Raw genomic sequence first — 20,975 nt, forward strand, 5'->3', positions numbered from 1 at the left:
TTACTTAAGATTAGGTGCTTACAGGAAAAGCCAAAGAGACAATCCAGCGGCACTTGTTTGCCATTAGAGCGACTAGGTTTTATTTACCTTCCAAACCTGCGATCAACTTCTTGGTGTACTCAATGACAAACTGCTGACAGTGGATAGCGGTTTGTGGCTCAAACTCTTCGCCGTGCAGGTCGGTATTGGAGAGTACCCGAATCCCGATAAAAGGGATCGCATAGGCCTTGGCAACCAGGGCGGCCGCAGCGGTTTCCATCTCTTCGGCCGAGGTTTGATAAGTTTGGTGCAGCCACTCGATGCGGTCGACTTCGCGGTTCCACTCATCGGCACTGCCGATCACGCCGGTCACTACCTTGCCATGGCGATAAGCTGACGCCAGTTGTTGTCCCAGAGCCAGCAGCTTGGGATCGGCATCAAAGCGCTTGTGTTCCACCAGCTTGCCATCCTGACGCAAACGCATGGTGACATCGAAGTTATGCCAGCGTTTGGGATCTATGCCCTGGCCTTTGGGGTGTAGAACGCTGCGATAGGAACCCATATTGAAGCTGTATTTCCCCAATACTATGTCGCCGCGGTGCAGCGCCGGGTCGTGGCCGCCGGAGGTGCCCTGGTTGATAATAAAACCGGGTTGAAATTTTTCTATCGCCAGTGTGGTGGAGGCGGCGGCATTGGCCATACCTATTTCAGTACGGGACACTATGACAGGATAGCCATCCACAGTGCCTTGCCAGAAAGTCCAGGAACCAAGAGTTGTCTGTTTGGGGTCTTTCAGGGCCTGAACCAGGGTGTCGACTTCGACATCCATGGCGCCTTGCAGCAGTATAGGTGACCGGGTGGGCGTTGCCATGGAATGGCTGGAGAACAAGGCACAGAGTGCCACACAAAAACGTTGTAACAGAGTCATTTGCACACCTTTAATTGTTATTTCAGTGTCGCGGTAGGGGAGGGCGATCCTAGGTGTAGCTGTGGTTGCCGTCAACAGCCGGAGTTGGCATTTGCGAGCCCAGACATGAGTCACTTGCCAAAGGCTTAATGCCAACCGGGAGGGATATTTACCGCCAGAGGCACAATCTGGCTTGCTATTGGGGCCGTGATAGTTAGAATGCCAGTCGAATACCTTTGAGTAGAGGCGCGCTGCCTAAGAGTAACCGGGAAGAGGGTGATGCCTTTGAGGCCCGGGGAAAGGAGTCGGCGCCGAAGTAGCCAGGCCATCAAACCTAGCTGCTGGTTCTGTATCTAACAGGTGCAGGACTGCCATAGTCATCCACTATGGAGCGCTACCTGAAGGAGCTGAGAAGTTTCTGCCCTCCTTGGTCTGAGTTTCTTCGATCCTATCGGTAGATCTCCACCTTAGTTGTTTTAGGTGTAAAGAGATCATGAATATCATGCATTTTGCGGACTCTCCCTGGTCCATAGTTCCTCCTCTGCTGGCGGTTGCGCTGGCGATCATCACCCGTAGAGTACTGCTCTCCCTCGGGGTTGGCATAGTCGCCGGCAGCCTGATGTTACAGCAGTTTTCACCGCTGCAATCGCTGCGCTACCTGTTTGACAGTGTGCTGAAAATCTTCTGGGTCGATGGTGCTCCCAACAGCGATAACCTGAATATGCTGCTATTTATGCTGCTGCTGGGTGGGCTTATCAGCTTGATGACCGCCTCGGGGGCGACCCGGGCCTTCGCCGAATGGGCCGCCAGGCGCTGCCAGAGCCGCAAGAGCGCCAAGTCGCTCACCGGCTTGATGGTGTTTGCCTTCTTTATTGACGACTTCTTCCACAGTCTGTCGGTGGGGCCCATTTGCCGCCCTGTGACCGACAGATTCCAGATCTCCCGCGCTAAGTTGGCCTATCTGCTGGACTCAACCGCGGCACCCGTGTGCGTATTGATGCCCATCTCCTCCTGGGGGGCCTATATCATCGCCCTGGTGGGCGGCATACTCGTGGCCCATGGGGTGACAGAGCAGAGCCCGATCGCCGCCTTTGTGCAGATGATCCCCATGAATCTCTATGCGGTATTTACCCTGATCATGGTGGTGGTAGTCATCGCCTTCCAACTGGATATTGGGCCGATGCGACAGCATGAGCAACGGGCGCTCGAAGGCAAGCTCTGGGATGAATCCAAGGGCCGGCCAATAGGGCTGGATATGGAAGCCCCGGCCGACAGCCGCGGCGGCATGCTGGATATGGTGTTGCCGATAGTGACACTGACGGCGGCGAGTATCTATTTCATGCTGGACTCCGGGGCTCAGGTATTGGCCGCCAATGGTCAGGCCTTCAGTGTGCTGGGCGCCTTTGAACATACCAATGTGGGTTCGTCTTTGGTTTATGGCGCCCTTTGCAGCCTGGCGGTGTCCGGCCTGTTGGCTCTGCGTCTCGGTCTTGGGATATCCACTTGGCTGCGCGCTGCCCCCAGAGGGGTCATGGCCATGTTGCCGGCGATCAACATACTGCTGTTTGCCTGGACCATAGGCGCCGTGGTGCGTGACATGGAAACCGGCAAATATCTCGCCAGCCTGGCCAACGGCAACCTGCCCACAGGGCTGCTGCCTGTGGTGGTGTTTGTGCTCTCCTGTGCAATGGCTTTTGCCACAGGCACCAGCTGGGGCACTTTCGGTATCATGTTGCCACTCGCCGGTGATATGGCCGCCGCCAGCGATATCCAACTTCTGCTGCCCATGCTGTCGGCTGTGTTGGCTGGCGCTGTGTTTGGCGACCACAGTTCGCCCATATCCAGCACCAGTATTCTGTCGGCCACCGGCGCCGGCTGTCACCATATAGATCATGTGCTGACCCAGTTGCCTTATGCCCTGACCGTCGCCTTCGGGGCGGCGCTGGGGTATCTGGCCATGGGGCTGCTGCATTCCACCCTGGCTGGTTTCCTGGTGAGTGCCGCTTGGTTTGTACTCTTCTGCCTCTATCACGCCAGGCGCTTCCAGGCGGCTCCCGAGGCCGCCATCGGCTGAGGCTGAGATGGGATACCAAAAAAGCCCCGGGAGTTTCCCCCGGGGCTTTTTACTTTTATAGGGCTTGCGTGACGATAAGGAGTATCAGTGATCCAGATAGAGATAGTTCTGCCAGCTTTTCATCCTTATCAATACTTTACGCATGATTGATACATGCTCAAAGCTATCGGAATAGATGGCGATCTCCACATTGGTGCCCAGTGGCAAATGATACTGACTCAGATCGTCCAGCGGCTTGAGTTTTACCAGTGGCCGGCCGTTGAGGCGAATTTGTGACGAGCCATAGAGCTGCCCCTGCGCCTGCACCTGAGATTCACCTATGGCCGGCAGCACTTCGACAACTTCGGCTTGAAACACCTTGCCCGGCAGGGCGCGGAAGATCAGCTCGGCCTTGAAACCGGGTTTCAGCCGCAGCAGCGAGTTTTGCCTAAAGGCGCCGACAAAAAAGCGCTCCTCCTGATGGACAAAGGTCATCACAGGCCTGAGGGGCATGGGCACCACCATCATTCCCGGTCTCAGGGTCAACTGGGTCACATAACCGTCTGAGGGGGCGCGCATGCTGGTTTCCTCCAGATTGAATCTGGCTTTTTCCAACATGGCGGAAATTTCGGCCACCTGGGTGTTTTGCCCCTGATACTCGGCTTCCAGTGCCAGCTTGGCGCGCCGGGCTTCGGCCTCGGCCGCCTCTACTGAGGCCTGGGCGCCGAGATAGTACTGACGACGGTTGTCGACATCGGCACGGGTGAAGGCGCCTTTTTCAAAACCGCGGCGGTAGCGCTCATATTCCAGTTGGGTTCTGTCCCGTTCGGCCTCGGCCTTGATGCGACTGGCCTCGGCGGCCTTATAGGCGGCGTCCAGCCCCAATACCGCCTGTTTGGCCTGCTCCAGGCTGGCCTCCAGCCGGGTGACTTCTGTCTGATAAGGAGTCGGATCGACCCGGAACAGCAGCTCGCCCTCCTTCAGCAGTTTGTTGGGGATGACGGGCACTTCTATGACCTTGCCGCGCACCGAGGGGATCAGCGGGGTGGTGACATACATCTGGCTGCCCATGGCGGTATGGGGATGGTTGTAGTTCATCAACAAAATCAAGGTGCCTATCAGTACTACTCCGCCGAGCACGGCGGTGGGCACACTCCACTTGTTGAGCGGGATGCGGAAAATCTTGAAGATGGCGACGCAGATGGCGGTATAAGTGAGGATAAGCAAGAGATCCATTTATCTGTTCTCCCCATTTTTGTTATTGCTCTGGCTCTGATTATCTGTAGCTGGAATGTCGGTCGAGTCTGCTGCCGTATCCAAGTCCACGCCGCTGGTGGGTTTGGGGTTGGCTGGGGGCTCTTCTGAAGATGTTTGGACTTGGGTTGGGGCTTGGTTTTGGCTTTGGACTTGGACTTGGGCACTCGGCGCTGCAAGAGCCTCTGCGGCATGCTTTTGGGCTTCCAGGGCGGCGACTTTTTCACTCAATAGCTCCAACTGCTGCGCCAAGAGTACGGTTTCATGGTGCAGTGATTGCTGCTCCTGTTGGATCTTGTCAAAGCCCCAGCCCCTGTCCTCGCGCCAGAGTGTGGCCCAGATCCACAGAAACGGCCACAGCACATGCAGGGTAAACAGGCTCACCCAGCCGGCGTAGTGAATGGCGTCCTGATGGGGGTGGTTGCGTTTCTTGGCCAGCTCGTAGGGGATGTCGTGGATCACTATCACCCCGTAGAAGATCACCAGGGCGACAAAGATCAGCATCCCCAGCGCGATATAATCCAGTGTCATCTAATCGGATTCCCTTATTCGTAAATACGCTTGAATAAGTGTAGATGGCCGCAGGCGGATTGCCCGGTAATGATGAATTTTTTCAGGGGCATAAGACGAAAATCGGCTCGTGCCCGAAAGGGTTATTTGGGCTCGGCAGGTCCCGGCAGCATAAGCTGATAAAACGTCAAATCCAGCCAGCGACCGAACTTATAGCCCACCTGGGGTAGGGTGCCTGAGTGTTTGAACCCCAACTTCAGGTGCAGGGCGATACTGGCCTGGTTTCCGGCATCTATGGCGCCCACCATGGTGCGCATGCCGCGCTCCCGGGCCTGGGTTATCAAATGCTGCATCAGAAAACGCGCCCCCCCTTTGCCTCTATGCTCCGGGTGCACATACACAGAGTGTTCCACCGAGTAGAGGTTGGCCGGATAGCCGCGAAACGGGCCGAAGCTGGCAAATCCCAACAGTTGTCCCTGCTCATCCTCGGCGCCCAGAATCGGCCAGTTGCCTTGCTGTTTGGCGCCGAACCAATCGCGGATCTGCTGTTCGCTCCTTGGCTGGTATTCATAAAGGGCTGTGGTATGGGCAATGGCATGGTTGAAGATGGCGCGTATCGCCTCGCCATGTTGCTCAAGTTGGCAGTGACACAGATGCATCTTAGGCTCCCAAGGTGGTTTCGCCTGAGTATGCCACAAGCCGGGCAACGCGCCATTACTTCAATGGGAACTGTTCTGGCACAAAGTATCAGTCGCGGCTCTCTTTGGGCGCTTGAAACTCGGTCCGGCTCATATCGGCATGCAGTACGGCTATCCGCTTGGGGGCGCCGTTTTCTGCCAGTTCCAGGAGGCCGATACCGCTTTGGTTGACCAGGCGTTTGCTGCGTTCCCCATTGGGGCGGCGGCCGCGGATCGACATACGTTTGCGTTTGGTCAGCAGATTGAGCGGCGAGAAATGCCCATAGAGCCAACCGTTGAGCTTATCAAACACAGGCAGCAGCTTTTCCGGGAACTGATTTTTGATGCCGCTGGCGGTGATCTGGTAGATGTTGGGACTGGCGCGGCGAAAGCGGATCCCTATGTCATAAGCAAAGGAGTAGTGCACATCGCCGGAGAGGATCACAAATTCCTGCGGGGTACGTCTGTGCATGAAGATCGACAGCAGGGCGTTGGCGGCGCCGGGGTGCGCCATCCAGTTTTCGGCGTCCACCAGCAGCGAAGCACCGATCAGGGTGGCCGTGCGCTGCACCGCCTCAATCAGTTTGACCCCGAAAATCGGCGCTGCCGACACTATGATGACCTTATCCTGCCCCAGCAGTGCCTGCTGCAGATCCATCAACGCCTCCCAGTCCATCAATCCGGAAGGCTTGGCCAGGTTGGATTCGCTGCGCCAGCGGCGGGTACGGGTATCCAGTACCACCATTCTGGGTTGAGTATCCAGGGTGTAGTGCCAGTTCTCACATTTGAGCAGCTTGTCTATCAGGGCATCCTGGCGCTCGCTGTCGGCCAGATAGAGGCCGCTCAGCTCTTCGAAAAAGTCGGTAAACCTCTTGGGTTGATTGCCAAGGGCCTGAAACAGGGTGTAACCCAGCAGGGCATTGCCTATGATGCGCTTGGAGAAGGCGTGACCATAGGCGGCCTCTTCCCAGCGGGCCGTGAGGTTCCAGTCGTCGGTAATGTCATGATCGTCGAAAATCATATAGGTGGGCAGATGCGCCAAAAGGCGCCTGACCTTGCCAAGGCCCGCCTTGAACTCCAACAGATGTTGCCACTGGGCCTGCCACTCCTGTGCCCGTTTACCGCTCAGCCCGGGCAACTGCAGCGGCAGTTCCAGTTGCTGCCACAGTTCCGGCGACCAGATTAAAAGATACAGGGCAGTAACTTCGGCGAAGCTCAGCAGATGGTTTTCTGCCATCGAGGAGGTGAATATGGGGTGGTTGATATACCAGCGCCAGAGTGCTGTCTTGGCCGGATACTGGGTTCGGGGCAAGAGCTGCTTTGGCCGCAGGTAGAGGGAGTCTGGGCCATAATCTATCTGCGCCGAGTCTTTGAGCGGGGCGTCGCTAAAGCTTTCCTGTTTCAGTCCCAGCAGCGCTATTACCTGGGCAATGGCCACCAGGGTGGGGCCAGCCACATCATCGACATAGAGCTGATCGCCGCTCAACATCAGCAGCGCCGGTCGCTCGGCAGGGGCATTGTTCTGCTCCAGCAGAGTATCGGCCGCCACCAGTGCGTCGCCGCTGTGATGATGCGGGTTGCGACAGGAGCCGTGCAGCAAACGATCCAGCCTGGGCTGCAGCACCAGTTCGGGGGTGGATTTATCCGGATAACACAGGCCTTCGATATCGGCGAACAGCGACTGACCATCGGCATCTTCCAAGCTGTAACCCACGGCTTGCCCTTGGGGCAGCAATCCGGGAACCTCCAGGTGCAGCAGATACTGCCAGGCATGTTCACCCAGTTGTACTCTGTGCACTTGTTCTTCATTCAACGGCAAGGGCGCCGACTTGTGACTCAACTTAAGCGTCAATTGCGGGCTCAACGGCTTGCTGCTGACCCACCAGAGGGTGAAATGGTCCCGGTCGCAGTGGCGCAATATCGGGCCGGCCAGGATCAGCGGCAAGGAAGAGGAAGTGGTCATCGGCGGGTTCTGCAGCCTCTCAGGAATGAAAAAAGGTGAATCCACAGGGTAAACAAGTGCTTTGGCTTTGAAAAGTCCCTAAAATGTGAAGCCTTGTTAATGATGTAAAGCAGCTGTGCCAAGGCGATAACGGCAGGCATTGATATCCCTGAGTCTTGTGACACCACAGCCAACTTGGCATATCTGCCGCCTCAACGCCTTTGCAGGTTTTCGGATAATAGACGAATGAAAAGCACCCGGATGGGAATGGATGGCATATTTGGTCGAACCGGTGGCCTGGCGGCGGCCGATCAACTGGCGTTGCTGCGGGTTTTGGGGTTGCTGCTGCAACTGGGGCTGACCCTGCTCGGCAGCGATGCCTTTGGCCTGACGCTGCAGCCTGAACCCTTGTGGTGGGTGTTTGGGCTGGAAAGCGCCTATCTGGCCTTGACCCTGTGGCTGCGTCATCCCCTCTATCGCCAGAGTGCCGGTATCTTTATCGCCCTGTTGCTGGATACCCTGTTTTGGATCTCCTGGCTGTGGTTTTCCGGTGGGGCCACAAATGCCTTTATTTCGCTGCTGCTGGTGCCGATTGCGCTGGCGGCGGTCACCTTGCCCGCCTGGGGCAGTTGGAGCCTGGCGGCGCTGTCGACCCTGGCCTACAGCCTGATGATCTTGAGCTTGCCGGAAGGGCATATGCGCCATCACGGCATGGATATGAGCTCTCACTTCCTGGGGATGTGGCTTAACTTCGTGGTGTCGGCACTGGTGTTGACCACCAGTGTCGCTCTGATAAGCCGTCGTCTGCGGCGCCAGGATACCGAGCTTGGTTGGCTGAGAGAAAATCAGCTGCGGCAGGAACAACTGCTGGCGTTGGGCACAGCTTCGGCGCAGATGGCACACCAGTTGGCAACGCCGCTGGCGAGCCTGAGATTACTGCTGGATGAAGCCATGGAAGAGGGCCTGGATGCCGAGGCGCAGGCGCAAATGGGCCAGGCGCTGTCCCGCTGTGAAGTCACTCTCAATGAACTGCGGAATGCCACCGAATCGATTCGTGAACGTCGCCGCCAGGCCGTGACATTGGCGGCACTGGGGCAAAATATGCGCCAGCAACTCATGCTGTTGATGCCCGAGGTGGATTTCAGCCTCACCCTGCCTGTAGGCCTGACTGAACGTGAAATTATCACAGATGCCAGTCTATTGCCGGCGCTGCTGGCGCTGGTGGATAACGCCGCCAAGGCCAGCCTCAACAATACAGGCGAGCCCAAGGTTGAAATTGGCTTCGACTCCCTCGGTGACACTCGGCTTGAAATTAACATCAAGGATTATGGCCGCGGCATAGAGGCGCATCTCTTGGGCGAGCTTGGGCTGATGCCGGTGGCGAGCCGCACAGGTATGGGGGTTGCCGTGCTCTTGAGTCACGCCAGCCTGGAGAAGCTGGGGGGCGAGCTGGTGTTGCACAACGGCCCACAGGGCTGTGAGGCGCGTATCAGTCTGCCCTTATTGCCGGTTTCTGCCGGTAAAGGAGATGCGGCATGAAGCGGTTATTGATAGTTGAAGATGACCTGGCGCTGGCAGCCATTCTGAAGCGGCGTATGCAGCGGCATGATTTCGAGTGCTGCCATGCCGAAGATGCCAGCCAAGCACTGCTCAGCGCCCGTAGCTGGCAACCGAGCCATGTGCTGCTGGATATGAAATTGGCGCAAAGCAACGGCCTCAACCTGATAGTGCCGCTGCGAGCCAGCTTGCCCAAGGCCTGTATTGTGCTGCTAACAGGCTTTGCCAGCATAGCCACTGCGGTGGAGGCGGTGAAACTGGGGGCAGACAACTATCTGGCCAAGCCGGCCGACACCCGGACACTGCTGGCGGCACTCAAAGTCGAGCCCAAATCCCACACGGCTTCATCCTTGCCTGATGAAACCCCGCTGCACCCCAAGCGCTTGGAGTGGGAACATATTCAGCAGGTACTCAATGCCAATAAGGGTAATGTCTCGGCCACCGCCCGCCAGTTGGGAATGCATCGCCGCACCCTGCAACGCAAGCTGGCCAAGAAGCCAGTTGCTTAAAAAAATCCCGGCCTTTCGAGACGAGAAAAGGCCGGGGCAGGTTCAATTGCAGTGGAAATCTCAACGGCCTGCGGGAGCACGGTGAGGATGAACCCTTAAGCGGGCAACCGGGGCGCCCTTAAAAACGGTACTCGCCCATGACCCAGGCGTTGAGACCGGGTTGTGGCAAACGCTCGCCAACGGCGATATCACCGCCCATTACCCGGTTATAACCGGCGAGATGATCGACATATTCTCTGTCCAGCAGGTTATCGACCCCGGCCTTGAGCATAAAGCTGTCACCGCGGTAACCGGCCGCCAGATTCACCAAGCCGTAGCCTGCAGTTTCCTGCTCCAGCTGAGTGGCCGACACCTTATCCTGGGCGGCAACCGCTACTGTCTCCAGGCGGGCAAACCAGCTGCCCTGATCCCAGTTGAGTCCCAGAGTCAGGTTGGGTGGGGCGATACGGTAAAGCTTGTCTTCCACGTCGCGGCGCTCACCATAGGTATAGGCTGCCTGCAGATCCAGGCTCCACTGTTCATGCAACTGCCAGTGGGCGTTGACATCCATGCCGTAGAGCAGGGCGTCGGTATTGCTGAACACCAAAGTGTTGGCATCGCCGGCGGCGATAACGGCAGGATCATCCGTGGGCAGGCCCTGAATATAGTTGTCTATCCTTTGGACAAATACCCTAGGGGTCAGGTTGAAATCCTGACGGTGTAAATCCAGCCCCAGTTCCAGTTGCCAGGCGGTTTCCAGCTCCAAGTCCATCTGGCCCACATAGGTTCGGCCATCGGCCAGGCCACCGGTGGACTGCATCGGCACCCAGAGATAGCGCTGTTGATAGCTGGCACTGGCCTGTTTACGCGCCAGGCCGATTATGGCATCCAGCTCACTGTCGATTTCAAAGCGGCCGTTGATCACCAAGTCCAGCCCGGTATCGTTTTGGCTGCGATCGGCCTGATTGAATCTGTCCATCAGGGTCTTGATTGCCGGTTTCATCGCCGCCATAGAGTGACTCACGGGATCGGCATCAAACCTGTAGTGTTTCACCCGGCTACCCAGTTGCCAGCTCCACCGGCCAAAATCCTGCTGCCATTGGGCGTAGAGGCTGTAAACACTGTCGTTGACACCGTTGAAGTTATCCACCCGGAACTTGCTGTTGCTGGGGTCTGTCACCACAGTGTCGTGCTCGGCATGGCGCCAATCCAAGCCAAATTCCCAGCTGTCTTTCGCCATTTGCCAATGGCCGTCGAAACTCTTGGAATCGGCTATGGTGTAGCGCGGTGCCATGGTAGGCATTTTCATCCGTAGGCTGAAGTTGTCCATGCCGTGACGGGCATCGCTGTAGCCCAGATGCCAGCGTGTCTGCCAATCGGCCAGCAGGTGCTCACCACTGAGCTTAAACCTGTCGGTACGGATATAGTCGATATCCATCGGCAGCGCCGGGGTGGCGGCATCTGTGGTTTCCAGATGCTGGAACGAGAAGGCTATCGACTCATCATCGGCGTTGCTGTCGGCCAGGTTGAACCTGTATTCACCACCAAACACCTGCTTGTCGTAGACTCCTGGCAGCAGTGGGTGGTTATCGCCGCTCTCGGGCACATCATTGCCCTTGAACAAGTCGCCATACAACATGAGTGCCTGCCGCTCGCCGCCGAAGTTGCTCTTGACGCCGATGCGGCTCTGCTCGCCATTGTGCTGGTATTGGCCGCTGACCAGGCCGCTGACTTCATCGAAACGTGCCTGGGACTCCACTACCCGGATGCTGCCACCTAAGGTATCGACGCCGCTGGCGACCGGGGCTATGCCGCGATCCAGCTCTAACTGCTCTGTGATCACAGGTACGGCATAGCTCAAGGGGGTATCCATGGCGTTGGGACCGGCACCGGCCATGCTCATGCCGCCGACCTGGGTTTCGACTCTATCGCCAAAGAGGCCACGATACTGGGCTATGCCGGTTAGTGGACCGTTACTGTTGACGTTGGCGCCGGGCAGTGACTTGAGCAGACCACTGATATCGGCCTTGGGCGCGGTGGCTTCTGGCGAGGTCTGCAGCACGCTGCTCTGTACGCTGCCGCGCACCACCAGCACTTCCATGGGAGAATCACTGGCCTTGGCGGCTGAGCCCAGACCGATTATTGGCAGTAAAGCCAGAGCGAGAGGAGAAGGTGAAAAGCGCATATCTTATTGATTTTGGTTGTTTTGAATGACCCATTTTGGGGCTTGTGCGCGGATGGGGCAAAGCTAAACAGCCAAAGTGCGACAAGCTGTCGCACCCGGGAGAGGGTCAAACCAAGGGCGTGAACTTAATCAGTTCGGCAATACTGTGAACACCAAGCTTTTTCATGATCTTGGCGCGATGCACTTCTATGGTTCGCAGCGACAGATAGAGAGCTTCGGACATCTGTTTATTGGTCATTCCCTGCACCAGAAGCTGCAGTACCTGTTGCTCCCGCTCGGTCAGGGTGGCGTATTTCTGCTGCAGTTGCTGCTGTTCATGGGTCTTGAGGCTGTAGTCGAAGGCTTTTTCGATGGCGGCTGCCAGCGCTTTGCCGGCAACCGGTTTCTGGAAAAAGTCGCAGGCTCCCTGACGAAAGGCGTCAACGGCCATCGGCAGATCGCCATGGCCGGTGAGAAAGATGATCCCCAAGGGGCTGTTGGCCTCCAATAATCTCTGTTGTACCTGCTGGCCGGTGAGTTCCGGCATGCGGCTGTCGAGGATTACGCAGCCAGGCGCCTCCAACTCGGCGGCCTGGAGAAATGCCTGGCCGCTGTCAAAGGCTTGCAGCCGGTAACCGAATTGGCTCAGCATAAAGCCGAGTGAATCCCGGACGGCGGCATCGTCGTCCACCAAATAAAGCGCTGTGTCAGTCACATACTTGCCTCTCTCGGGTGAATAAGCCAATCCTAATCTTTGTCGCGACTGGGCTCAAACCCGGTTGTTGGCTTTTAGAGCCAGATCACTGAGGTGTTGGCCGACATTTGCCCTCCATCAAGTTATTTTTTCGCCGTCTGTATTAGCTTATCTTCATGGATGAAAGGGGAGTTGGAATGGCCAGAATATTAATCTTGATACTGTTGTTGGGGGCCGGGTGTGCTTCGGCTTCGGCGCAACTGTATGAACCGGCGACCGATGCCGAAATGGGTGACGAGCCCATAGAGGCTGTGTTCCGGGTCGGGGTACTGGCCAATCACGGGGTTGCCCAGGCAAAAGAGAGATGGCGCCCCATGATGCGTTATCTCAGCCAACAGCTGCCCGGCAATCGTTTCGAGGTGGAGCCGCTGACCTTTGATCAAATGAGCCAGCAACTGCTGGAGCACAGGATCCACTTTATTGTGACCAACCCAGGGCAGTATCTTAGCCTCAGCAGCAAGCTGCCCCTGTCCTGGCTGGCCACCATGCGTAGCCGCAAGCATCAGGGAACCACCTTTGCCATCAGCTCGGCGATCATAGTGCGGGCCGACAGCCCGGTGCGTAATATTGAGGAGCTGCGCGGCGCCACTGTGGTGGCCAGCGATCCTCAGGCGCTGGGGGGATATCAGGCGACAGTAGGCTTGCTGAATAAGCGTGGCTTTGCCGCCAAGCGTTTTTTCGGTGAGGTGCGTTTTCTGGGGTTTCCGCTGGAGCCTCTGGTTTACCAGGTGCGTGACCGCACAGTGGATGCCGCCATCACCCCCTTCTGTACCCTGGAAGAGATGGTGGAAACCGGCTTGGTGCAGCGCCAGGACTATCGGGTGATCAACGGCGTCAAGCCCGAGGGCTATGACTGTGAAACCAGCAGTGCCCTCTATCCCAACTGGTCATTTGCCGCCTCTGACCTGGTGCCCAGCCATATCACCCAGTCGGTGACCCGGGCGCTGTTCGACTTGCCTTCCGACTCTGAAGCGGCGATCAAGGCCGACACCATGGGCTGGACAGCTCCTATCAGTCAGCTCAAGGTGATCAAACTGTATGAGGAGCTGGATCTCCACGGCGGCCCACCCCCTTTGTATGAAGCCGCCATCGACTGGGTACGCAAGAACAAAGAGTGGGGCGGAGCGCTGCTGTTACTGTTCCTGATCTCCACTCTCTACCACCTGTGGCTGGAGTACAAGTTCCGCCAGAAGAGCGAATTCCTGCTGGCAACAGAGCGACAACTGCGGGATAAAGAGTTGCAACTGGAACGAATGCAGAGTGCCGCTATTCTGGGCGAAATTGGTGCCGGGCTGGCGCATGAACTCAACCAGCCGATTGCCGCCATTACTCAATACAGCGAAGGCGCCATGATGGTGCTGGAGCAGCGCGCCGCCGAGGGCTGTGGCGAGCGCGCCGATGCCATGCGTGAGGTGCTGACCAAGATCAATAATCAGTCTATCCGCGCTGGGGCCGTGGTGCATCGTATTCGCGGTTTGCTGCGTCGGCGCCGGGCCGAATCTGAGCCTGTGGTGATAGAGTCGCTGCTCAGGGATGCACTGGCGCTGTTTCAGCGGCCGATGGAGCAGCAGGGGGTTGAGCTCAAAATAAGTCGTCGCGGGCCGGAGCGACCATTGCTGGGGGATGCAGTGGGGCTGAGTCAGATGCTGGTTAACCTGCTGAAAAATGCCATGGATGCCCTGGATGCGGTATCGGGTAAACGGGAGATCCAACTCAAACTCGACTATCAGGCCGCGCCCCCAGCCGCCGGGACCAAGGGAGAGTGGTTGCTGTTGGAACTCTTGGATACAGGCACGGGGTTGAGCGCCTCGGCGGCTGAATTAATGCTGTCTTTCGCCACCACCAAGGAGGATGGTTTGGGGCTGGGATTGGCTATCTGCCGCGACGTGGTGACCCAGCATAATGGTCATCTGGAGCTGGAAAACCGCCGCGAGTGCCGCGGCTGCCGAGTGCGAGTGTGGCTGCCTCTGGGGGCAACAGCCCTGAGCGAATAGAAAGTCCGGCGCTAATCCCGACAACACTGCGCAAGAATGGGCTAGGTTCAAATCAACGGAAAGCGCCGCTCAAATGTCTGAAACCTGTCGGCCAGAAAATCTATCACCCGCCGCACCTTGAAGCTGGGGTAGTCGGTATGCAGGTACAGGATTTGCAGCGGCACAGTCTCGCATTGCTGGGGCGAAAAAAGGTTAATCAGCCGCCCGGCATGCACATCTTCGGCGACATCCAACCAGCTCTTGAAGGCGATGCCCTGGCCCTCCAGGGCCCAGTCGCGAATGACGGCGCCATCATTGGCTATTCGCCTGCCTTTCACCTCGACGGCCAATGGGTTACCGGCTTCCGTGAAGCCCCAGCGTTGCCAAGGCTCGCCGCCACGATTGAGGATCAGCACCTTATGTTGGCTCAGTTCATGGGGCGTCTTGGGCCGACCATAATGGGCCAGATACTCAGGCGAGGCCACCGCCACCCTGTGCACATACAAGAGATGCCGCCGCATCAGGCTGGAGTCGCTCAAATGGCCGTACCTCAGTGCCAGGTGAACATTCTGGCCGATGAGATCTGTCAGCTGATCGCCGAAGAAATACTGCAGTGACAACTCGGGCGCCCCGGCCATCAGTTGGTCCAGCCAGGGACGTATCAGGCTGCGGCCCAAGTCCGAAGGCAGTGCCAACCTGACTTCTCCTTTGAGCTCGCCGCGGCTTTCCGCCAACGCCATGGCGGCGTTGTCCAAAAGCCCCATCGCCTGACGGGCGGCATCGACAAACACTTGTCCCTCTTCGGTGAGCTGCAGTCGCCGGGTTGAGCGGGCAAACAACTGGCTGCCCAGCTTCTTTTCCAGCCGCTGCAGCGCGGCACTGGCGGCGGCCGGGGTCATGCCCAGCTCGCGTCCGGCGGCAGACAGGCTCTGAAGTTCGGCCACCCGTAAGGCCAGTTGCAGATCATTGAGATGATACATTCAAAAATTATTTGAAAATAAGTTAAGTAATAGCCCAATTATCAATCAAGTTCGAAAGATAGACAATGAGCCTGTGAAGTGTTCCGGCGAGCTCGCCATTCAGTCATCAGGAGTTTCATATGTCACTGTTCGTTCCATATTCCCTCAAGGGATTGTATCTGTCCAATCGGGTGGTCATGGCCCCCATGACGCGTTCGCGCACCAGTCAACCGGGCAACATTCCCAATGCCATGATGGCGGAATACTACCGTCAGCGCGCCTCGGCAGGGCTTATCATCACAGAAGCCACCCAGATTTCCGACGACAGCCAGGGCTATTCCTTTACACCCGGGATCTACACCCAAGAGCAGCTGCAGGGATGGCGTTTGGTTACCCGCGCCGTGCATGACGCCGGTGGACGAATCTTCAATCAGCTTTGGCATGTTGGCAGGGTGTCTCACCCCGTGTTCCAGAAGGGAGATGCGCCGATAGCCCCTTCGGCCATAGCACCGACGGCGACTCAGGTGTGGGTTTCAAACGGCAGTGATGGTGGCCAGATGGTGGATTGTCCGGAACCCAGAGCCATGACCCAGGCTGATATCGACCGGGTTGTGAATGATTTTGCCAATGCCGCAGTCAATGCCGTTGAAGCGGGTTTTGATGGCATTGAGGTACATGGTGGCAACGGTTATCTGATCGATCAGTTTCTGCGGACCAACTCCAATAAGCGTAACGATGCTTACGGCGGCACTAAGGCCAACAGAGTGCGTTTCCTGCTGCAGGTGGTAGATGCCATCGCCGAACGCATAGGCCCGGAGCGGGTGGGGATTCGCCTGGCGCCCTATGTCACCTTTAAGGATATGGCTTGCCCGGAAATCGTCGACACCATACTCCTGGCGGCAGCCGAGCTTAACAAGCGAGGAGTCGCTTATCTGCACTTGTCTGAAGCCGATTGGGACGATGCTCCTGAGATTCCCGAAAGCTTTCGTCGCAGCCTGCGTCATGCCTTTCCAGGCTGCATCATAGTGGCCGGTCGCTACGATCTTGAACGCGCCGAAACAGTATTGGAGCAAGGCTATGCCGATCTAGTGGCCTTTGGCCGCCCCTTTATCTCCAACCCGGATCTGCCCAAACGTTTACAGCTCGGTAAGCCGCTGGCGCCGCTCGGCACTGGCCCACTGTTTGGAGGCGGCGCTGAGGGATACACAGATTATCCGGCGTTGCAGCCTCTTGAGGTGGGTCAATGAAGCGGGAAAGCCCGGCGCTCAATGCGCCTCGGGCCTTGAGCCGCGCCGCTATTTGGTCGGCCTTGCTCTGTAGCGCTTTGGCCTTAAGTGCTGCATCAGTAGTGGCCAGACCGGCTGCTTTGGCAACAAACTTGCCTGTGCCCAAGGTTCTGGTGACAGATGGCAGTCAAACTGAGGCCGAGATTGTCCAGGCGGCACGTCTTTACGCCGCATTTTGGAACAGTGGCGATCCGGCCTTTGCCCGTGCAGCCCTGAGTGAGCACTTTGTCGATCGTACGCTGCCAAGCGGGCGGCCTCAGGGACTCGGCGGGGTATTACAGGCATCAGAGGACTTCAGACAGGCGGTGCCGGATCTCAGCGCTGAGATTGAGCATCTCCTGGTGGCCGATGACTATGTCACTGTGCGTCTGAGGTTTCGTGGTCATTTCAGTGGCCAATTTGGCGAACAGCAGGGTCAGGGGCAGGCGATAAATTTTCAGGCGGTGGATCTCTACCGGGTTAAGCAAGGCCGTATTACAGACAACTGGCATCTGGAAGACTATCAGAGTCTTTTCTCCCAGATGAATCTCAAGCCTTAAGGAGCAAAGAGTATGCATTCACGCAGACAATTTTTAATGGCCGGCGGCGCTCTGGCTGCCGGTTTGGGTCTAAGTCAAACCGCCGTGGCCGCTGGTGGTATGAGCACGCCCATGTTGCTTCCAGGGGCTGCGGCCGCTGATGGCAAAAATAACCCAGCAGGCAAGCGCCATTTCTGGCCCAATGGTGAGCGCCTGGTTATCTCCATCTCAATGCAGTTTGAAGCGGGAGCCCAAGGGGCAAATGCCGAAGGGCCGTTTCCCCCCATGGAGCCGGGTTATGTTGATACCATCACGCCGACTTGGTACGCCTACGGCATGAATGAGGGGATCCCCCGGCTTTTGCGGCTGTGGGACAAACACGGTATCAAGGTGACGTCGCACATGGTGGGGCGGGCTGCCGAACTGGCTCCTGAGCTTGCCAGAGCCGTAGCCGAGCATGGTCATGAGATCTCCGGCCATGGTCAGAGTTGGACGCCGCAGTACAGCATGAGTGAAGCCGAAGAGCGCGGCTCCTATGAGCAGAGTATTGCCACTCTTGAGCGGATCACCGGCCAGCGGCCGTTGGGGTTCAACGCCTTTTGGATGCGGCATACCCCCAAGACGCTGGAGATACTGCAGCAGCTCGGTTTTATCTATCACATAGATGATCTGGGCCGCGATGAGCCGTCGCTGATCCCTGTCAAAGGAAAGCCGTTTGCCGTGGTGCCCTATAGCCTGCGCAACAACGATATAGGCCGCTTCGGCGGCAATACAGCCATGACAGCCGCGGCCTTCCTGCAGGAACTCAAGGATGAATTTGACTGCCTCTATCTCGAAGGGGCAGACCGCAGACGCATGATGTCCATCAGTGTTCACGACAGGATAGGCGGTGCCCCCGGAATCGTCAGCGCACTCAATTCCTTCCTTGAGTACGCCAAGTCTCATGCAGATGTCGGTTTTATGCGTAAGGATGAGATTGCCAGGTGGGCCTTGAGCCAAAACGATGTGCCGCTTAATCCGCCGCGCCGCTTCCCGGCAGGCTAAGTGGCCCGGCAGATAACGCCTGCCATCGACTCTAAAGCCACCATCCCAGGCTCAGTTTGAACCTGGGATGGTGGCTTTGTGGATTGAGATCAGCGCAGTGCGCTCAGGGTTTGCCACTGACGGCGGCCGAATTCCAGCACCACACCTACAGCCAGACCGGCGGCGGCATTGACGGCCAGGCTCACCACAGCGGTCGCCAGGATAACAAAGATACAGAAAGGCTTGCCGTCCAAGAGGCGTTTGGACCAGGCCAACTGCAAGCCGGCGGTGGACAGCAGACTACCGAGAATAGCCAGCGGAATAAGGCTCAGCAGCCAGGCCACGTTTTCCCCCCAGGAGAGGGCTATTAGCAGGCAACTGCCGCCGAAGATCAGCGGCGCCCATAGGTGGCGGGCACCGAAATGGTATTGCACCGCCAACCCACCGGCACCGTGGCACATGGCCGAAGCACCGAAGGGGCTCAGCAGCAGATTGGCCAGGCCAGAGCTGGTAGCAAAGGCCTTGGGGCTGAAACGCTTGCTGTCTTCGGGGAACTTCTCTTTGGCCATTACTGAGGTGGCGATAACGGCATTGGTCAAAGTCAACGCCAGTTGCGGCAGCACCAACAGGGTCGCCGCGGCGCCCCAGTCATTTAACTCGGGCCAGCTCAAGTGCCAAGGCGTGTTGTTGAACACAAAGCTGCTGTCGCTGCCGCCTTGCTGGTATTGCCACAGCATGCCGAGGGCAATCACCAAGGGCATGGCCAGATAGCGCAGCGGGATAAAGCGGGCAAAGAAAATCAGTGCGAAGGCGCCGAATCCCAGCACAGGCTCGTCGGCCATCATCTTGAAACCCATCCACAACAGCTGCAGCCCTATGGCCAGTTGGATACCGACACTGACAGCCTGGGATATTTGCCGCGACAGCCAACTGATGGCGCCGGAGGCCGCCAGTACCAGCAGTATTACTCCCATCAGCATGGCGCTGGCTTGCATCATGCCGGGTGTCAGCCCCTGGGCGATGACCAGGGCGGCAATCACCTTCATGGGTTGCACGGGAATGGGGCGGCGATAAAACAGGGCGGTGGCCAGGGCAAAGAGACCGAAACCGAGAAAAATGCCTTGGGGAGAAAACTGATTCAGGGCGATCAGCCCAAGCACCAGAGGAAGAAAGGTTCCCAGATCGGCAAAGGCGCCGCTGAGCTCACCCAGGGAGCGGTTTAATGAGGAAAAAGTCTTGCCGTTTGTTGTCATTGCACTTGCCACAGAAAAGGATGCCCAGACAACGCAAGAAAAATGCCATTTTTTGTAGGGAGTTGCATCATCAATGACCCGAATTTACCGTCATAGTCTAATTCAGTGTAGTGCCGCTTGGACACTTTGGCCCGATTCTGGGTCTAAATGTCTTTTTTAGGGATAAGTGGCATCTCGTTTGGAGAGTACCAGATGAGAGAGTAACAGATGAGAGTGACCGGCTCCCGGGAGGCAGGGAGATGCGGGAGCCGGTCTTCAGGGCTTGCCTGAATTGGATCAGCGGGCGTGGCGGACGCCGCCTTTGTGCTTCATGGGGTCGCCCTCATAGCCCAGCGCCTGCCAGTCGAGGCGGTCACCGCCATTGTGGCAGTCGGCGCACTTGAGCGCTTCACTCTTGGGCGAGACCATGTGGTTGATGCGCCACCACATTTCGGTTTGAGCAAAGCCGTACTGACCGCTATAGCTGATGCCCTTGGCCTGCATGGGCTCGCTGGCGGCCATCCCTAAGCGAATCGCCTTATCCCAGTCAAACTCAGACCAGAAACCGCCCTTGCCATAGGTCTTGGGATTGAGCAGCACCTTGTTGACCTTGTCGTACACCTGCTTGCCTGTGTGCACCTTGAAGGGGTAGATCTTCGCCTTGGGATCCTGAATGTCACCCAGGGGGAAGGTCAGACGGGTGACCTGCTCGGGATCCATCTTGTCACCGGCCATATAGGCATCGGCACGGCCGTTGTACCAGGCGTAGCTGGGCTTGACCATCTTGCCCCAAACGAAGCTGCCCTTTTTCTTGGCGTAGCTGTGACGACCATATTGATCCAGGCTCTCTTCCCTGTCTTCACCGGCAGTTGACCAGTCCCAGTGCAGCTTGGTGGGTTCATGGCGGGCAAAGAAGGGAATGTGGCAGGTCTGACAGGCCACGATCGCCGCGTGCTTGTTCAGCTGTTTGTTGCCGTGTGGTGCACTGTCGTGGCAATTGTCACAGCCGATATGATCTTCACCGCCGGGGGACACACCCATGGCGTTACCGCTGATCATATGCTTCTGGGTGGTGTGGCATTCCTGACACTGGAAGTCATTGCCATCGCTGTCCATATGCACATCCGTGGCCTTATCCGGGTAGGCCATGGAAGAGTCGAGATCGCCATGCTTGACCGCATCTCCTCCGCCACCGTAGAAGTGGCAGCTGCCGCAGTTATCCCGCACCGGCTTGCCGACATTCTGGGCGACCCGCAGCAGATCCACTGTCTTGAATACCTCTCCGGCCGCGACAGGATCTTTAACATAGGTACCCGTGGTGTCATGGCACACCAGGCAGTCCACCTTGGTCTTGTCCTTGAAGTCGAAGCTGTTGTCTTTCCAGCCGTAACCGGCATGGCAGCCGGTACAGCGAGGTTCGTTACCGGCAATGGAAACACAGAAGTTGTTGATGGAGTTTTTCTTGCCCCGTTTGACTGTGCGTCCGGGCAGTTCCTGCTCCAGCTCCCAGGTCCAGTGGGATGACAGCATAAAGTCATCGGCGTCTTTTTCATGGCACTCAAGACAGGCCTGGGTCACTTCCGAGCCTGTGTTGAAAGGGCCCTTGAGCACCTCTTTGTGGGGGCCGCTGGCCTGGGCTGGGCTCAAGAGGCCGAGCCAGAGTGCCGTGGCTATAAATGGCAGATAAAATGTTTTCATC

Annotated in this window: 16 protein-coding genes, 1 pseudogene and 1 riboswitch; of the genes and pseudogenes, 7 read left to right on the forward strand and 10 right to left on the reverse strand. The window is 57.5% G+C overall.

The window, feature by feature from the left end; genetic code table 11:
• Positions 1–79: 79 nt before the first annotated feature.
• Positions 80–907: a 5'-methylthioadenosine/S-adenosylhomocysteine nucleosidase gene (locus tag ACF8D4_RS21090; RefSeq protein ID WP_025010212.1), complete on the reverse strand. Its 828-nt coding sequence runs from the start codon at positions 905–907 to the stop codon at positions 80–82.
• Positions 908–1,119: 212 nt separating this feature from the next.
• Positions 1,120–1,291, forward strand: a riboswitch (Lysine riboswitch).
• Between the two features lie 88 nt (positions 1,292–1,379).
• Here ACF8D4_RS21090 and ACF8D4_RS21095 point away from each other — a divergent pair.
• A complete protein-coding gene (locus ACF8D4_RS21095) occupies positions 1,380–2,960 on the forward strand; it encodes a Na+/H+ antiporter NhaC family protein (RefSeq protein ID WP_392465171.1) in 1,581 nt (526 codons plus the stop codon).
• An 84-nt stretch (positions 2,961–3,044) separates the two neighbouring features.
• On the opposite strand, the gene ACF8D4_RS21100 is transcribed toward ACF8D4_RS21095, so the two are convergent.
• The 4 genes and pseudogenes from ACF8D4_RS21100 to ACF8D4_RS21115 form a co-directional block, all read right to left on the reverse strand.
• Positions 3,045–4,175, reverse strand: coding sequence for an HlyD family secretion protein (locus tag ACF8D4_RS21100; RefSeq protein WP_392465172.1), 1,131 nt, complete (start codon positions 4,173–4,175; stop codon positions 3,045–3,047).
• Between the two features lie 314 nt (positions 4,176–4,489).
• Positions 4,490–4,724: pseudogene (locus tag ACF8D4_RS21105) on the reverse strand (DUF3302 domain-containing protein); the annotation flags it as partial.
• Between the two features lie 122 nt (positions 4,725–4,846).
• Entirely contained in the window at positions 4,847–5,362 is a 516-nt protein-coding gene (locus ACF8D4_RS21110; protein WP_392465174.1) for a GNAT family N-acetyltransferase, read from the reverse strand.
• A gap of 88 nt (positions 5,363–5,450) precedes the next feature.
• On the reverse strand, positions 5,451–7,343 hold the full coding sequence (locus tag ACF8D4_RS21115; protein ID WP_392465176.1) for an alkaline phosphatase D family protein: 1,893 nt from the start codon (positions 7,341–7,343) through the stop codon (positions 5,451–5,453).
• A gap of 225 nt (positions 7,344–7,568) precedes the next feature.
• Between ACF8D4_RS21115 and ACF8D4_RS21120 the strand changes: the two genes are divergently transcribed.
• The gene (locus ACF8D4_RS21120; RefSeq protein WP_392465177.1) at positions 7,569–8,861 is read left to right on the forward strand and encodes an ATP-binding protein; all 1,293 of its coding nucleotides are present in this window, start codon (positions 7,569–7,571) and stop codon (positions 8,859–8,861) included.
• Positions 8,858–9,388 (forward strand): response regulator transcription factor, encoded by a 531-nt coding sequence (locus tag ACF8D4_RS21125; RefSeq protein ID WP_025010206.1) that lies wholly within the window; start codon positions 8,858–8,860, stop codon positions 9,386–9,388. Before ACF8D4_RS21120 ends, ACF8D4_RS21125 begins: the two co-directional genes overlap by 4 nt.
• 118 nt (positions 9,389–9,506) lie before the next feature.
• On the opposite strand, the gene ACF8D4_RS21130 is transcribed toward ACF8D4_RS21125, so the two are convergent.
• Positions 9,507–11,552: a TonB-dependent receptor gene (locus ACF8D4_RS21130; RefSeq protein ID WP_096141099.1), complete on the reverse strand. Its 2,046-nt coding sequence runs from the start codon at positions 11,550–11,552 to the stop codon at positions 9,507–9,509.
• Positions 11,553–11,658: 106 nt separating this feature from the next.
• Positions 11,659–12,276: a response regulator transcription factor gene (locus ACF8D4_RS21135; protein WP_256873022.1), complete on the reverse strand. Its 618-nt coding sequence runs from the start codon at positions 12,274–12,276 to the stop codon at positions 11,659–11,661.
• 236 nt (positions 12,277–12,512) lie between these two features.
• Between ACF8D4_RS21135 and ACF8D4_RS21140 the strand changes: the two genes are divergently transcribed.
• Complete coding sequence (locus ACF8D4_RS21140) at positions 12,513–14,279, forward strand: PhnD/SsuA/transferrin family substrate-binding protein (protein ID WP_129586083.1); 1,767 nt, start codon at positions 12,513–12,515, stop codon at positions 14,277–14,279.
• A gap of 47 nt (positions 14,280–14,326) precedes the next feature.
• On the opposite strand, the gene ACF8D4_RS21145 is transcribed toward ACF8D4_RS21140, so the two are convergent.
• Positions 14,327–15,238: a LysR family transcriptional regulator gene (locus tag ACF8D4_RS21145; protein WP_025889612.1), complete on the reverse strand. Its 912-nt coding sequence runs from the start codon at positions 15,236–15,238 to the stop codon at positions 14,327–14,329.
• Between the two features lie 119 nt (positions 15,239–15,357).
• Here ACF8D4_RS21145 and ACF8D4_RS21150 point away from each other — a divergent pair, with 119 nt between their 5' ends.
• From ACF8D4_RS21150 to ACF8D4_RS21160, 3 genes are read left to right on the forward strand one after another with little or no spacing between them, the layout of a single operon-like run.
• Entirely contained in the window at positions 15,358–16,464 is a 1,107-nt protein-coding gene (locus ACF8D4_RS21150) for an alkene reductase (RefSeq protein WP_144134094.1), read from the forward strand.
• A complete protein-coding gene (locus ACF8D4_RS21155) occupies positions 16,461–17,042 on the forward strand; it encodes an ester cyclase (RefSeq protein WP_186295802.1) in 582 nt (193 codons plus the stop codon). Before ACF8D4_RS21150 ends, ACF8D4_RS21155 begins: the two co-directional genes overlap by 4 nt.
• A gap of 12 nt (positions 17,043–17,054) precedes the next feature.
• Positions 17,055–18,065, forward strand: a complete 1,011-nt coding sequence (locus ACF8D4_RS21160; RefSeq protein ID WP_025010201.1) for a polysaccharide deacetylase family protein — start codon at positions 17,055–17,057, stop codon at positions 18,063–18,065.
• Positions 18,066–18,154: 89 nt separating this feature from the next.
• On the opposite strand, the gene ACF8D4_RS21165 is transcribed toward ACF8D4_RS21160, so the two are convergent.
• The gene (locus tag ACF8D4_RS21165; protein WP_144163975.1) at positions 18,155–19,297 is read right to left on the reverse strand and encodes a putative sulfate/molybdate transporter; all 1,143 of its coding nucleotides are present in this window, start codon (positions 19,295–19,297) and stop codon (positions 18,155–18,157) included.
• Between the two features lie 276 nt (positions 19,298–19,573).
• Positions 19,574–20,974, reverse strand: coding sequence for a tetrathionate reductase family octaheme c-type cytochrome (locus ACF8D4_RS21170; protein ID WP_208125146.1), 1,401 nt, complete (start codon positions 20,972–20,974; stop codon positions 19,574–19,576).
• Position 20,975: the final 1 nt, after the last annotated feature.

Origin of the sequence: Shewanella sp. YQ_9, from assembly GCF_043103185.1 — a bacterium.
GTDB lineage: Bacteria > Pseudomonadota > Gammaproteobacteria > Enterobacterales > Shewanellaceae > Shewanella > Shewanella algae.

What these genes read in the sequence shown, in the direction of transcription:
- ACF8D4_RS21090 (WP_025010212.1), bottom strand. Translation starts at nt 907, where the DNA reads ATGACTCTGTTACAACGTTTTTGTGTGGCACTCTGTGCCTTGTTCTCC.
- ACF8D4_RS21095 (WP_392465171.1), top strand. Translation starts at nt 1,380, where the DNA reads ATGAATATCATGCATTTTGCGGACTCTCCCTGGTCCATAGTTCCTCCT.
- ACF8D4_RS21100 (WP_392465172.1), bottom strand. Translation starts at nt 4,175, where the DNA reads ATGGATCTCTTGCTTATCCTCACTTATACCGCCATCTGCGTCGCCATC.
- ACF8D4_RS21110 (WP_392465174.1), bottom strand. Translation starts at nt 5,362, where the DNA reads ATGCATCTGTGTCACTGCCAACTTGAGCAACATGGCGAGGCGATACGC.
- ACF8D4_RS21115 (WP_392465176.1), bottom strand. Translation starts at nt 7,343, where the DNA reads ATGACCACTTCCTCTTCCTTGCCGCTGATCCTGGCCGGCCCGATATTG.
- ACF8D4_RS21120 (WP_392465177.1), top strand. Translation starts at nt 7,569, where the DNA reads ATGAAAAGCACCCGGATGGGAATGGATGGCATATTTGGTCGAACCGGT.
- ACF8D4_RS21125 (WP_025010206.1), top strand. Translation starts at nt 8,858, where the DNA reads ATGAAGCGGTTATTGATAGTTGAAGATGACCTGGCGCTGGCAGCCATT.
- ACF8D4_RS21130 (WP_096141099.1), bottom strand. Translation starts at nt 11,552, where the DNA reads ATGCGCTTTTCACCTTCTCCTCTCGCTCTGGCTTTACTGCCAATAATC.
- ACF8D4_RS21140 (WP_129586083.1), top strand. Translation starts at nt 12,513, where the DNA reads ATGGGTGACGAGCCCATAGAGGCTGTGTTCCGGGTCGGGGTACTGGCC.
- ACF8D4_RS21145 (WP_025889612.1), bottom strand. Translation starts at nt 15,238, where the DNA reads ATGTATCATCTCAATGATCTGCAACTGGCCTTACGGGTGGCCGAACTT.
- ACF8D4_RS21150 (WP_144134094.1), top strand. Translation starts at nt 15,358, where the DNA reads ATGTCACTGTTCGTTCCATATTCCCTCAAGGGATTGTATCTGTCCAAT.
- ACF8D4_RS21155 (WP_186295802.1), top strand. Translation starts at nt 16,461, where the DNA reads ATGAAGCGGGAAAGCCCGGCGCTCAATGCGCCTCGGGCCTTGAGCCGC.
- ACF8D4_RS21160 (WP_025010201.1), top strand. Translation starts at nt 17,055, where the DNA reads ATGCATTCACGCAGACAATTTTTAATGGCCGGCGGCGCTCTGGCTGCC.
- ACF8D4_RS21165 (WP_144163975.1), bottom strand. Translation starts at nt 19,297, where the DNA reads ATGACAACAAACGGCAAGACTTTTTCCTCATTAAACCGCTCCCTGGGT.
- ACF8D4_RS21170 (WP_208125146.1), bottom strand. Translation starts at nt 20,974, where the DNA reads ATGAAAACATTTTATCTGCCATTTATAGCCACGGCACTCTGGCTCGGC.